Source organism: Arthrobacter sp. V1I7 (assembly GCF_030817015.1).
Lineage (GTDB): Bacteria > Actinomycetota > Actinomycetes > Actinomycetales > Micrococcaceae > Arthrobacter.
In genome coordinates this window covers 4,342,066-4,354,232 of record NZ_JAUSYS010000001.1, presented here as the reverse complement: position 1 = coordinate 4,354,232, position 12,167 = coordinate 4,342,066, and the positions used below count along the sequence as shown (strand labels likewise).

Below are 12,167 nucleotides of genomic sequence, written 5' to 3'. Positions count from 1 at the left end.
TGCCACTGGATGGGCACCGAGTACTGCACGGCGCTGTGGGAGCTGGGTCCTGCCGACCCCACCAGGCGGGCCGGATCACCCGCAGGGCCAAGGGAGAGGCCGGAGCAGCGTTCGTGGCCAACGGCGATCTTTATTTCACCTCCGCCTGGCCCGACCCGCAAAGCCCGGACGATGATCCGATCAACGCACTGTGGATGCTGCCGTCCACCGGCCGGCGCTGACCACGGAAGCGGCATCGCGGAGCCCAACAAACTGTGCTCCAGGTCGCAGCTCGCGGCGGACGAGAACGGGGAGACCGAGCACCGGTTCCTCTACTTCCCGGACGAGAACCACTGGATCCTGCAGCCGCAGCACGCCAAGGTCTGGTACGGCGTCGTCGAGCACTTCCTCGCACGGACGCTCCTGGACAAGGACATTCCGGTGCCTGCCGAGCTGGGGCTTTAACTCACCTGCCGCCTGTTCACCCAACTGAATCGCAGTAATTGGAGCGCTCATAACGACAACGAATGCGAGTCAGTTGGGTCGAAACCGAAGCGCCACAGGGCTGCGCCTAAGATTGGGCTGTGACTGAACCGATCCGCCTCCGCCCTGCCCGCACCAGCGATGTCGCGGCCATCAAGGCGCTGGTGGCGCCGCTGGCCGACCAGCGGATCCTCATGGCCAAGGAGACCGTGGCCTACTACGAAAGCCTGCAGGAGTTCCGGATCGCCGAAGCGGCCGACGGCCAGGTGATCGGTTGCGGGGCGCTGCACGTGATGTGGGAGGACCTGGCGGAGGTCCGCACGCTTGCCGCATCGGACGCGTGGCGCGGGAAGGGCGTCGGCCACGTCCTCGTTGAGCGCCTGCTGGAGGACGCCCGGGCGCTCGGCGTGTCCCGGGTCTTCTGCCTGACTTTCGAGGTGGACTTCTTCAAGAAGCACGGCTTCGAAGTCATGGCAGACCAGAGCGCCGTCGACCCCGTGGTCTATTCGGAACTCCTGCGCTCGCACGACGAAGGCGTCGCCGAGTTCCTCGATCTGGCCCGCGTGAAGCCGAACACCTTGGGCAACACCAGGATGATCAAGACCCTTTAGGTCTAGAGACAATCCGCCTCCCAGGATGCTCCCTCTCGGGTACTCAGCTCTCGGAATGTGACACCAGGGTCCCGCAGGTCGGCCTCAGATTTTTGGGATGAGGCCCTGGGCCCTGGTCTCAGGGAATTGTGCGGTCGCTGAAGCTGGGTGAGGGCGGCGGCAGTCTTGCTGCCGGGCTCGGCGGTGTGGACCAGGAGTGTTCGGCCCACATCACGGCGAACTCAGGACCTGCGAGCCTGGAATTCAACGGCCACCAGGGGTTCTCCAGAGGCTCGGCAATCAACATGGGAGCCCATTTTGTTGAGTCGCGTGGTTACACTTTGGGAGCTGCCGGACATTAACAGGGCATGAGCCTACAAACAGTCCGGAAGGAACGTGTGGATTTGGAGAGGGAGAAACGCTTCCTGGCCGCGCACGCAGCAGGTCACGACCGCATCTACCGCTATTTCCGCCGTCGAACAGAAAACGCCGCTACCGCTGAGGATCTTTGTGCCGAGGTCTTCAGGATCACCTGGGAGAAGACAGAGCAGGACGACAGCCTTTCAGTCATGGTTCTCTTCGGGATTGCGAAAAACGTGCTCCGCAACCATGACCGGTCTGCAGTCCGGTCCGCCAGCCTCCTCGGTGCTCTTCAGCACGAGCGGGACCGCGATCCCGGCACCGATGGATCCCCAGTCCATGACGCTCTCGGCCAGCTCCGCGCCGAGGACCGCGAGGTGCTGCTCCTAACCTACTGGGACGGCTTCAGCTCCGCAGAGGTTTCCGACCTACTCAACACCAGCGCCACCGCGGTCAGGATGCGCCTGCACCGGGCCCGGAAGGCATTGAGCAATCTACTTCAGACACAGCCAGAGGTGGCAGCAACATGAACAAAACCACTATGTCCGGCGATCTCGACCGCCATCTTGCATCTGTCGATCCTGGAGGCGCAGTCACCGAATCTGAACTGGCCAGGAGCCGGGCCAGGTCGCTGTCCTTCCTGATTCCCGACGCCGGCGCTGTGCCTCATCACCAGCTGCGCACGAACCACATGGATGGCCCTCACGCACCTGTCGAAGCTGGATCCACTGTCATATCGCTTTCCTCGCGCCGCCCTCGTCGGTTCCTGGGCAGGACGCTTCTGCTCTCGGCCGCCGCCGCTGCCGTCCTCGCTGGCGTCCTGGTCACCGCAGACGTGCTGGTCCCCGGCGCGCAGCCCGGTGCCACCGCCCAAGCGGCTGAAGTGCTCAGGAACGCCGCGGCGGCAACCATCCAGACCTCGGATCCGGTGCTGGGACCGGGCCAGTACCTGAAGATCGATACGACCGCCCGCTACGGCGGAAGCGCGGTTACCGCCGACGGAACCCAGGTGTCCTGGCAGGAAAAAACCGGAGGCCAGGTCTATGTTCCGGCGGACCGGGACGGTGAATGGGTGTGGAACCGTGAAGCGAGCGTCCCGGTGGAGTTCTCCAGCGAAGCTGCCAAAGCCGAAGCCACCAGGCTGCAGGAAAAAGCACCGGACGATATGGTCGGGATCCAGCGTGCCCCACGCGGCGCTTTTTACGGGGGTGAACGAGTCATCATCGGCGGTATGCCCCTTGACGAAGCTGCCGGTCTGCCCCGGGATCCGCAGGCTCTTTTGGACGTCATCCATGAGCGGACAAAAGGCGCCGGGAAGTCCCCTGAAATAAAGGCCCTGGGGACGATCACGGCTGCCCTGCGCACCGGCGTCATCCCCGCGGACCTGCGCGCCGCCTTCTACAAGGCAGCCGCGCTCATCCCGGGCGTCACCGTCGCGGACCAGCAGGCAACAATCGACGGCAGGACGGGCATCGCCATCGGCATCCCGTCCCCGGATGGAGGAACCCGGCAGGAGACCATCATCGATCCGGCCACCGGAGTGCTGATCGGGGAACGGAACGTCCTGCTGAAGGACTATCCCGGCTTCCCGGCCGGAACCATCACGACCTGGACCTCCGTGCGCACATCCGTAGTGGACTCGGCCCCGTAAGCTCCAACGGACAGGAATGGCCGTCTGGAAAGCTCACATTCCAGGCGTCCATTGCCCGTCCCACGACTGCCCGGCACGACATCCGCACTCCTCAAGCAGCAATCCTGCCCCGTGTCCGGCACATCTGCGGCGCTTCCAGGCACCTCCTAGCCTAGGGGCACGTCCCGGGGGATGCGGTGAGGGCTCTCGGAATGGCGGACGGCGGATTCCGAGGGCGCGCCCTCCCTGTTGCCTCATTGCAATACCTCCGGGAAAGGTGATTCGTTGCCTCATTTGAAATCCTCCGGTTGACCCCTTCGTTGCCTCATTGAAAAACCTCCGGATTTTCAGTTGTTCCAGGCCCTGTTGACGGGTTTGACCGCGCCCGGCTGTTTGGCTCGGGCCAGTGTTTCGAGCTGCGCTGTGAGTGCCAGGATCTGGCGTGAGAGTGCGCCGGGTTTGATCTGCCTGAAGGCGGCGTTCATCCGAATGACCGGGCGCTTGCGCATCTTTTCGTGCCGGATGGCGCGCTGGTGGGGCGTGGCAGGTGCGTCGTGTTTCTTGGTCACTTTCGCGCCGTGCCGGTGTTTCTCGAGGAGCTTTTGCTGGGGCAGCAGGTAGTTGGTGAAGATCCGGTCCAGTTCCCAGATCTCGTTGAGTTTCTCGCGTTCCGCGGCGGTGTCGTAGCGGAGGTAGCCGACGAGTTCCCGGACCCTGGCCCAGTTCTTCTGCTCCACGTGCGCGCCGTCGTTCTTGTTCCCGGGACGGGAGCGGGTGAACGTGATCTGGTGGGCGTGGCAGTAGGCGAGCAGGTGCTCGTTGATGAACTCCGAGCCGTTGTCCGAATCGATCCCGATGATGGGAAACGGGAACACAGCGGTGACGTGTTCGAGGGCCTCAAAGACCCATTTGGCCGCCTTGTTCCGCACGGACCGATTCACCGTCCAGCCGGTGGAAATGTCGGTCACTGTCAGGGTAAAGCAGAATTCCCCGAAGCTGTTGCCGCCCTCGTGGCCGACCAGATCGATCTCCACGAATCCCGGGACGGCGTCGTCCCACTCGGCCCAGGTCCGGATCGGGATCTGGGATTTCAGGAGGGTGCCGGGCTTGGTGTGTGACCGGCCCCGCGGGAAAAGTTTCGCCCGTTCACCGACGAGTTTCCGGTCGATGGTCGCCGCGCTCATGCGCATCAGCAAAGCAGCCTGATCATCCGTGATCGCAAGCTCCTTGTCCCGCCGCAATAGCGGCACCAGAACCGGCAGCATCGGGGCCAGCAGCCTGCCGGCAGGAGCCCGCAGCACCGCCCAGCACCTGATCAGCGGCGGGAGCAGATCAGGGCCGTAGACCGGCGTCCTGCCCGGTCTGGGCTTGACGATTTTCAGGACCAGGGCCTCCCGCAAGGCGACCCTGGCATAGTCGCGGTGCCAACCGGTCAGTTCGACCAGCTCGTTCAGGATCCGGGATTTCCCTGCACGATCGGCGCTCTTATAGGCGAGGGCTTTCTTCTTTGTCACAGCTTGCCGCTGGTCCATCGTTAGCTCCATGAAAACGGGCATAACCCCCATCCGCCGCCCCGGCCGGAAACCACGCCGCTACGCGGAGGTTTTCAATTGAGGCAACGTATCCGGCTACGCGGAGGTTTTCTACGAGTCAACGCGCCCTCTTCCCCTCAATAAAGTTGATGGATAAACTGAGCCCGGCCCAGGGGGTGGGCCGCTCAGCTTCCGGAGGCATAAATTGCACAATCGCGTGACTTTTCCCGATTTCTCCGCATTCCAAATGACCGTTGCTGCCGCACCCGCCGCGTCATGTCCGGTTAATAAGACACCGGACGTTAATAAGACACCGGACGGCGATGCTGCCGCCGTAACGCCGCCACCGTCGTTGCAGAGCACGGGCCAGATAACGGGCCCGAGCGAAGCCAGGGGCACAGGCTCGGGCCGGGATGACGATCCCGGCACGAAACGAGCCCGCGTCGCCGCGCCTCCGTTCTCCTGGCTGGGCGGCGACGCCTGGCCCAGTTTGCCGGCCCGGGCGGACACGCCGCCCTGACCCGCGAGGCCTTCCGCCGTGGGCGCGAACCGGTACTCGGATCAGCGCGGCGGCCGCCCCGGCGGCCCAACCCGAAGACTTTCGCGGACAGGACCCCGGTAGTAGGGTCTAAGCAAAAGCAGCCAGGACACCAGCCAGGGAGCACAGCAATGAAGAAGCTCATCAATGATCCCCGCGCCGTGGTGGACGAGTCAGTGGAAGGGTTCGGGCTTGCCCACGCCGACCTGGTGACCGTCTTTGCGGACCCGAAATACATCGTGCGCAAGGACGCCCCGGTGGCCGGAAAGGTGGGGCTGGTCTCCGGCGGCGGCAGCGGCCACGAGCCCCTGCACGGCGGCTACGTGGGGAAGGGGATGCTCGACGCCGCGGTGCCGGGTGCCGTCTTTACCTCGCCCACACCGGACCAGATCCTTCCCGCCACGCTGGCCGTCAGCTCAGGCGCCGGCGTCGTCCATATCGTGAAGAACTACACCGGAGACGTCCTCAACTTCGAAACCGCAGCGGAACTGGCGGAAGCCGAGGGAGTGCAGGTCCGCACCGTGCTGGTCAACGACGACGTCGCGGTGCAGGATTCGCTGTACACGGCCGGACGGCGGGGCGTGGGCGGCACGGTGCTGGTGGAGAAAATCGCCGGCGCGGCCGCCGAGCGCGGGGACAGCCTGGACGCCGTCGCCGCCGTCGGTGAGCGGGTCAACCAGAACGTCCGCAGCATGGGCGTCGCGCTGGCGGCCTGCACCGTCCCGCACGCCGGAGCACCCAGCTTCGTCCTCGAGGAAAACGAGATTGAAATCGGAATCGGCATCCATGGCGAGCCGGGCCGGCACCGCATCCCGATGGAAAACGCCGACGGCATCACCGACCGGCTGCTGGAGCCCGTCGTCAGCGACCTCGGCCTAGCCTCCGGGGACAACGTGCTCCTGTTCGTGAACGGCATGGGGGGCAGCCCGCAGAGCGAGCTGTACATCGTCTACCGCCGGGCGGCGCAGCTGCTGGCCGAGAAAGGCGTCACCGTGGCACGCTCGCTGGTGGGCAACTACATCACATCCCTCGAGATGCAGGGCTGCTCCATTACGGTCCTGCGCCTCGACGACGAGATGACGGCCCTTTGGGATGCTCCCGTCCACACTCCGGCGCTCCGCTGGGGTGTCTGACCGTGGGCCTCGACCTCAAATGGGTCCTGCAGTGGCTGGCCCTGTCCGCGCAGGCGATGGCTGACCATCGCGAAGAATTAATCGAACTGGACCGACCGATCGGCGACTCGGACCACGGCGAGAACATGGACCGCGGCTTCAAGGCGGTGACCGCGAAACTCGCCGAGACCCCTCCGGAAACCCCCGGGGCCGCCTTGAAGCTGACGGCCATGACGCTGATGTCAAAAGTCGGGGGAGCCGCCGGTCCGCTCTACGGCACCGCGTTCCTCCGGGCGGCCACGGCGCTGGGTGACCATGCCGAGATCGACGCCGCCACCCTGGTGGCGGCCCTGCAAGCGGCCCGGGACGGCATCGTCGCCCGCGGAAAGGCGGAGCCCGGTGACAAGACCATGGTGGACGCCTGGACACCGGCCATCGATGCGGCAGGGGCTGCCGCATCCGACGGCGACGCCCGCAAGGTGCTGAGTGCCGCCGCGGAAGCCGCGGAGGCAGGCGCCGTGTCCACCGACCCGATGCTGGCCCGGAAGGGGCGCGCCAGCTACCTGGGCGAGCGCAGCATAGGGCACCGGGACCCGGGAGCAGTCTCCACCGCCCTGATCCTGCGCGCCGCTGCCGAAGCGTCCGCATGACCGTCGGGCTCGTCGTCGTCTCCCACAGCGAGAAGATCGCCGACGGCGCCGTCGAACTTGCCGCCCAGATGGCGCCTGACGTTTTGATCATCCCGGCCGGAGGCACCGACGACGGCCGGATCGGCACGAGCCTGGAACGCGTGATGGCGGCGCTGGAACAGGCGGCCGGCGGTGACGGCGTCGTGGTCCTCACCGATCTCGGCTCGGCGGTCATGACGGCGGAATCTGCGGTGGAATTCGCCGGAGACCCCGGGTCCGTGTTGCTGGCCGACGCGCCACTGGTCGAGGGGCTTATCGCTGCTGCCGTGGCCGCCCAGGTCGGTGCCGACGCCGAGGCGGTCAAGGAAGCGGCGGAAGCTGTCTACCGGCCGCCGGCCGCGCCTGAGCACGTGCACGAGCACCGGCAGCCGCCGGAAGCCGCCGGCGACTTTGAGCTGGTGAACCAGGCCGGGATGCACGCCCGTCCGGCGGCGAAGATAGCGGGCGGGCTGTCCGGCATGGACGCCGAGGTGACCGTGAACGGCGCCGACGGTGCGTCGATGACAGAGCTGATGATGCTCGGGGCGGGACGGGGGACGGTGCTGCATGTCGAAGCCAACGGCCCGGATGCCGCCAAGGCCGTGGATTACCTGGGCGGCCTGATCACGTCCGGCTTCGGGGAGCCATAGCCGCTAACCGCTGACCGGCCCAGGCCCGGGTGCCCGGCCGCCCGAGCCGGTGCCGGCCGCGGCCCGGTCTAAGGCTCCGCGGTCCGGCCGCGTTCCGGTCCACGCGATCCAGCCGCCGGCGACCGCCGCCAGCAGCGCCCCGGCGGTCTGCGTGGGCAGACTGCTTCCTGTTGTCGCCTGTCCCAGGACCACGCCCAGGACGTAGAAAAGTACCGCGCCGGCCGCCCAGACCGCTCCTGCCCAGCGCGGGAGCGTATGGGAGTGCCACACCGCGATCCCCAGCAGCAGATTCCCCAGGAATGCCAGTAAGAGGCCCAGCAGGAAAGTGACCGTCATCGCGGCCGGGAACTCGAGCTTCATGACCTCTTCGTTACCCTCCAGGAAGGCCTTCCCGATTGCTGGCGTGGCGAACGTGGAGATCGCCGCGGGAACCAGCAGCAATGCGCTCCCGGCGGCGGTGAGAACCATCGCCGCCAGGGCCAGGCGCCCCACCCGGCTGTTAGCCAGACAGCAGCCGAGGGCGAAGACGCCGAAGATGGCAAGGACAGTTCCTCCGGTGCTGCCGAACAGGTGGCTGAGCTGGTACGAATCCGAGCTGACAAACCGGGCCCAGGCCACCGGATCCCGGTCCTGGTCCGGCTGGGGTTCAATCGTGGTCCAGGCGGTGATCAGCCCGGAGACGGGCAGCGCCCACAGGCCCGCGAGGATCCAGTGGCTGATGTTCTGCGAGTTCATCGGAGTGCACCCTTCGGAATGCCGCTAATCCGCCTGCCGGAGCCCGGCAGGATCGAGAACAAGCCCGGCAGAGATGAACCGGCCGCATTGCTGGCCGTACGGGTAGGCCGCCCGGGGCGTGAAGGTCACGGTCCGGACGGGCAGGGGCAGGCCCCTGACGTCACTTCCGGTGGACGTCGCGTCAATCCGGGAATCGGTCAGCCGATCCAACATCAGCATCCCGGTGAGGGTGCCGTCGGGGGAGGCGGTGGCCGAACAGGCCCTGCCGCTGTCCGGGCCTGGTTCACAGCCCTGGTCCACGGTGGTGCTCCCCGGAAACAGCTCCAGCTCCGATTCAACGCAGCGGCCCTCCTGGCATGCCCGGAGCCGGACGGTCTGCACCGTACCGGCATAGTCCCGCGCAACCGTCAACGAAACCACCGGGGCCTGGCCGATCGCCGGGCAGGCCGTCGCGGGCAGGCAACCGGCCGCAGGGAGCGCTGCAACAGCCAGGGCGAGGACCCACGCGAACTTGCGCATGCTTCAGGGTAGGTCCGGGAGGCCGGTCCAGCTAGGGCGTTCGGGTTCGGGCGCCGCTCGGACGGCTCGCACGGACGCGCCGGGGCGCCGTGACACCGACTTACTGACACGTCGCCGCACGGACGCAGGAGGCGCTGTGGCGCCTCGGCACGTCAGGCAGGGAGCCGGAGACCGCCAAGGTGCAGTTCCGCCAGCCCGTCGCCCAACAAGCCGGCCAGCGCGCGCTCAAGCTGTTCGGGAGCGGAATTGAGCCGGTGCAGGGCGGCCAACGGAATGCCGATCCCGTCGGGCTCGAAGCCAAGGTCCGCCGGGGCGCGATGGAGCAGTTCCGGCGGCACCGGGACATCAGCCACGCGAAGGACAGCCAGCACGGCGCCGCGGACCTGGCGGTCCGTCCCGTGCCAGGACTGGCCTTTGGGGGTATACGTCGGCGGCGGTTCGCCTGCAGCGAGCCAGGCGCAGGAGCTGCGCACCGGGCACTCGGCGCACTTCGGCGTCCGGGCCGTGCAGACCAGGGCGCCGAGCTCCATGACAGAGGCATTCCAGCGCACGGAGGCCCCGACGTCGTCCGGCAGCAGCTGCGCCGCCAGCCGCATCTCCGCGGCGGTCAGCGCCTGCGACGGCAGGGCGGCGCCGGTAAACAGCCGCGCATGGACCCGGCGGATGTTGGTGTCCACCACCGTTTCGCGGCGACCATAGGCGAACGCGGCGACGGCCGCCGCGGTGTAGCCTCCCACGCCGGGCAGCCCCATCAGCTCCTGGTACGTGGCCGGGACCTTCCAGCCATGGTTGTCCCCGATGGCGACGGCCGCTGCGTGCAGGCGCAGCGCCCGCCGCGGATAGCCGAGCCGGCCCCACGCGCGGACGGCTTCGCCCGCGGGCTCCCTGGCCAGGTCGGCAGGCTCCGGCCAGCGCCGCAGCCATTCCTTCCAGACCGGCAGGACACGCACCACCGGAGTCTGCTGGAGCATGATCTCGCTGACCAGCACGCCCCAGGGAGAGCAGTCGGCAGCCCGCCACGGGAGCTCACGGGCGTGGGTGTCGAACCAGGAGTCCAGGGCAGCATGCAGTCCGGTGAGCGGGACGCCGTCGTCCGGAGGCCGGACGCCGGGAACCCGGCCCGGCAGGGTTTCCGGGAGTGCAGCCATGGGCAGGGCGGTGGAGTCGGCTAGAGCTTTGATCCAATCAGCGTAATAGATGCGGCGGCGGCCCGTCCCGCGGCGTGGTGGGACCCCATAGCCTGCGGGGTTCTCTAGCCTAGAGGGATGGGCAGGCAAGGCAACTCAGGAACGAACGGTTCACGACCGAAGGGTTCCGGCAGCGGACAGGCCGCGCGCAAGCCCGCCAGGAAGCCCGCGCGGAAACCGGCGCGAAAACCGGCGCGGAAGCCGGTCAAACCGGTCTTCCGCCGCCGCCGGCTGCTGGTCGGCGCTGCCCTTCTCGCGGTCATCGCCGTCGTCGTGGGCGGCTTCATTGCCGTCGCCAGCATCATCAACGGCGGCGGGCAGCCCGTCCCGGGCGGGGCCGCAACATCTACCGGGGGCAAGGCGGCCAGTCCGAGCCAGTCCGCTACGGCACCCGCCGCCACGGCCTCGGCCACCGCGTCGGAGGGCAGTGGCTGCCAGCAGAACCTCATCGCTGTCACGGCCGCCACCGACAAGTGGAGCTACGGCGCCGGCGAGAAGCCGCTGCTCAGTCTCAAGGTCACGAACAACAACAAGGTGCCGTGCGAGGTCAATATCGGGACCTCCCAGATGGAGTTCCTGATCACCAGCGGCTCGGACCGGATCTTCTCGTCCCAGGACTGCCAGGCGGACAGCACGGACCTGATGAAGACCATTGCGCCGGGCAAGAGCGAGACGGCCAACTTCCCCTGGCAGCGCAACCGCACGGTCCAGGGCTGTGATCCCATCGAGGCGATGCCGGGCGCGGGCGGGACATACGTCTTCACGGCGCGGCTGGCGAGCAAGACGAGCCCCAAGGCCGTGTTCCAGCTCAATTAAGCCCCATCGGCTGCTCCGGGGCGACATGACCGTCTGTGTGGCTATCGGCGCAGCTGTCGTCATTGGGGGCGGCAGTTGGGTCTCGGCGCACCTTGGAGCCTGGATGGCCGGTCTTGCCGCGCCCCGGCCCACCCGATTGATCTGGTGGCCGGGCTGGTCAAGGGCCGGGTGCCCTGGCCGGTTCTGTCGACCGTCGTGGCCTGCGTGCTGCTCGGTGTGTTGGTTGTCCTGACGGTGGCGGTGTTGGTGCTCCGCTCCCGAACGGCTCACAAGCGCACCCGCGTGGATAAGGCCGCCGTCCACATGGGCCGCGGCACAGACCTCGATCACCTGAGCACCAAAGGGGCCACTGCCACGGCCGTGCGTCTTGGCGTAGAGAATTTCCCGGGCGTGCGGCTCGGTCGCAGCGTCGCCGGAAAACGCCCGCTGGGGGCTTCCTGGGAGGACATGCTCGCAGCCTCGCTCAACTCCTCGCCGGTCACGCAGGTTTACACCTGGTTGTTGACCCGCCCGCACGACGAGGCCCCCGCCGAACTGCTGAGGACCGCAGGGTATGACCTGCTCTCGGACATGGTGATGGGCCACATCCGCGAACCGGAGAAGCAACGGGCCGGTGTCTACGGCACCGCCCGACAGATGGTTTCCTGCCTGACCGACCGTGAGGTCAGCCGATGGGTCACGCCGCTGCGGGACACCACCGTGGATATGGACCCCCGGCCGCAGTTCGTCCCCGAGGACTTCGTTCGCGGCAAAGGCACGCTCTACAGCCTCTCCCGAGAAGGGGTCGGCACCGCCGGCCCCCTCGTCACCGCCCTGACCGTCGCGTCGTGGAAGCGGCCGAAAAATACGCCACCTCCCAGCCCGGCGGCCGTCTAGCAACGCCCTTGCTGGGGATCCTGGACGAGGCGGCCAACGTTTGCCGGTGGAAGGCCCTGCCGGACCAGTACAGCCACTACGGCTCACGCGGGATCATCCTCATGACCATCCTGCAGTCCTGGTCCCAGGGCGTGGAGGTCTGGAACCTCGAAGGGATGAGGAAGCTCTGGTCCGCGTCGAACGTGAAAATCTATGGCGGCGGCGTCTCCGAAGTCGGCTACCTCGATGAGCTCGCCCGTCTGATCGGCCACTACAGCTATATCAATGTCTCTCGCAGCCACAGCAGAACCGGGTCCTCCTCGTCCCGGCAGGAAAGCAAGGACGAGATCCTGTCCGTCGCCGACCTGACAGCCCTGCCACGGTTCCGGGCCATCCTGCTTGCCTCCGGCGCCCCCGGCCACCATGATCGAAACGATTCCCTGGATGAACGGACCGCGCGCACAAAAGGTTAAAGACTCTCTTGCCCCCAGGGAATCCGTTGAGCGCGAGCCG

At 67.1% G+C, this 12,167-nt stretch carries 13 protein-coding genes and 1 pseudogene; 10 read left to right on the top strand and 4 right to left on the bottom strand.

Features of this window, described 5'->3' with window-relative positions; translation table 11 throughout:
* Positions 1–252: 252 nt before the first annotated feature.
* The 4 genes and pseudogenes from QFZ69_RS20070 to QFZ69_RS20055 all read left to right on the top strand — a co-directional run.
* Positions 253–444, top strand: a pseudogene (locus QFZ69_RS20070) (hypothetical protein); the annotation flags it as partial.
* A 119-nt stretch (positions 445–563) separates the two neighbouring features.
* On the top strand, positions 564–1,073 hold the full coding sequence (locus tag QFZ69_RS20065) for an amino-acid N-acetyltransferase (RefSeq protein ID WP_306913903.1): 510 nt from the start codon (positions 564–566) through the stop codon (positions 1,071–1,073).
* 377 nt (positions 1,074–1,450) lie between these two features.
* The gene (locus QFZ69_RS20060; RefSeq protein WP_306913901.1) at positions 1,451–1,942 is read left to right on the top strand and encodes an RNA polymerase sigma factor; all 492 of its coding nucleotides are present in this window, start codon (positions 1,451–1,453) and stop codon (positions 1,940–1,942) included.
* Positions 1,939–3,063, top strand: coding sequence for a CU044_5270 family protein (locus QFZ69_RS20055; RefSeq protein ID WP_306913899.1), 1,125 nt, complete (start codon positions 1,939–1,941; stop codon positions 3,061–3,063). The genes QFZ69_RS20060 and QFZ69_RS20055 overlap by 4 nt, the downstream gene beginning before the upstream one ends.
* Positions 3,064–3,389: 326 nt before the next feature.
* Here the strand turns inward: QFZ69_RS20055 and QFZ69_RS20050 are convergent, their stop codons facing one another.
* A complete protein-coding gene (locus QFZ69_RS20050; protein ID WP_306912883.1) occupies positions 3,390–4,574 on the bottom strand; it encodes a DDE-type integrase/transposase/recombinase in 1,185 nt (394 codons plus the stop codon).
* Positions 4,575–5,243: 669 nt separating this feature from the next.
* On the opposite strand from QFZ69_RS20050, the gene dhaK reads away from it, so the two are divergent.
* Genes dhaK through dhaM form a run of 3 tightly spaced genes read left to right on the top strand, consistent with a single transcriptional unit; the run spans position 5,244 to position 7,542 of the window.
* Entirely contained in the window at positions 5,244–6,245 is a 1,002-nt protein-coding gene (dhaK, locus tag QFZ69_RS20045; RefSeq protein ID WP_306913897.1) for a dihydroxyacetone kinase subunit DhaK, read from the top strand.
* A 2-nt stretch (positions 6,246–6,247) separates the two neighbouring features.
* Positions 6,248–6,874 carry a dihydroxyacetone kinase subunit DhaL gene (gene dhaL, locus QFZ69_RS20040; protein WP_306913896.1) on the top strand — a complete coding sequence of 209 codons (627 nt, stop codon included), beginning with the start codon at positions 6,248–6,250 and terminating at the stop codon, positions 6,872–6,874.
* Positions 6,871–7,542 carry a dihydroxyacetone kinase phosphoryl donor subunit DhaM gene (gene dhaM, locus QFZ69_RS20035; RefSeq protein ID WP_306913894.1) on the top strand — a complete coding sequence of 224 codons (672 nt, stop codon included), beginning with the start codon at positions 6,871–6,873 and terminating at the stop codon, positions 7,540–7,542. The genes dhaL and dhaM overlap by 4 nt, the downstream gene beginning before the upstream one ends.
* Positions 7,543–7,545: 3 nt before the next feature.
* On the opposite strand, the gene QFZ69_RS20030 is transcribed toward dhaM, so the two are convergent.
* The 3 genes from QFZ69_RS20030 to QFZ69_RS20020 all read right to left on the bottom strand — a co-directional run bounded on the left by QFZ69_RS20030 (position 7,546) and on the right by QFZ69_RS20020 (position 9,944).
* Positions 7,546–8,277 (bottom strand): hypothetical protein, encoded by a 732-nt coding sequence (locus QFZ69_RS20030; protein ID WP_306913892.1) that lies wholly within the window; start codon positions 8,275–8,277, stop codon positions 7,546–7,548.
* Between the two features lie 24 nt (positions 8,278–8,301).
* Positions 8,302–8,796: a hypothetical protein gene (locus tag QFZ69_RS20025; protein ID WP_306913891.1), complete on the bottom strand. Its 495-nt coding sequence runs from the start codon at positions 8,794–8,796 to the stop codon at positions 8,302–8,304.
* 152 nt (positions 8,797–8,948) lie between these two features.
* Positions 8,949–9,944 carry an A/G-specific adenine glycosylase gene (locus tag QFZ69_RS20020; protein WP_306913890.1) on the bottom strand — a complete coding sequence of 332 codons (996 nt, stop codon included), beginning with the start codon at positions 9,942–9,944 and terminating at the stop codon, positions 8,949–8,951.
* 117 nt (positions 9,945–10,061) lie between these two features.
* Here QFZ69_RS20020 and QFZ69_RS20015 point away from each other — a divergent pair, with 117 nt between their 5' ends.
* The 3 genes from QFZ69_RS20015 to QFZ69_RS20005 all read left to right on the top strand — a co-directional run bounded on the left by QFZ69_RS20015 (position 10,062) and on the right by QFZ69_RS20005 (position 12,127).
* Positions 10,062–10,799 carry a hypothetical protein gene (locus tag QFZ69_RS20015; RefSeq protein ID WP_306913888.1) on the top strand — a complete coding sequence of 246 codons (738 nt, stop codon included), beginning with the start codon at positions 10,062–10,064 and terminating at the stop codon, positions 10,797–10,799.
* Positions 10,800–10,874: 75 nt separating this feature from the next.
* Positions 10,875–11,675: a hypothetical protein gene (locus QFZ69_RS20010; RefSeq protein ID WP_307000373.1), complete on the top strand. Its 801-nt coding sequence runs from the start codon at positions 10,875–10,877 to the stop codon at positions 11,673–11,675.
* On the top strand, positions 11,627–12,127 hold the full coding sequence (locus QFZ69_RS20005) for a TraG/TraD/VirD4 family protein (protein ID WP_306913884.1): 501 nt from the start codon (positions 11,627–11,629) through the stop codon (positions 12,125–12,127). Before QFZ69_RS20010 ends, QFZ69_RS20005 begins: the two co-directional genes overlap by 49 nt.
* Positions 12,128–12,167: the final 40 nt, after the last annotated feature.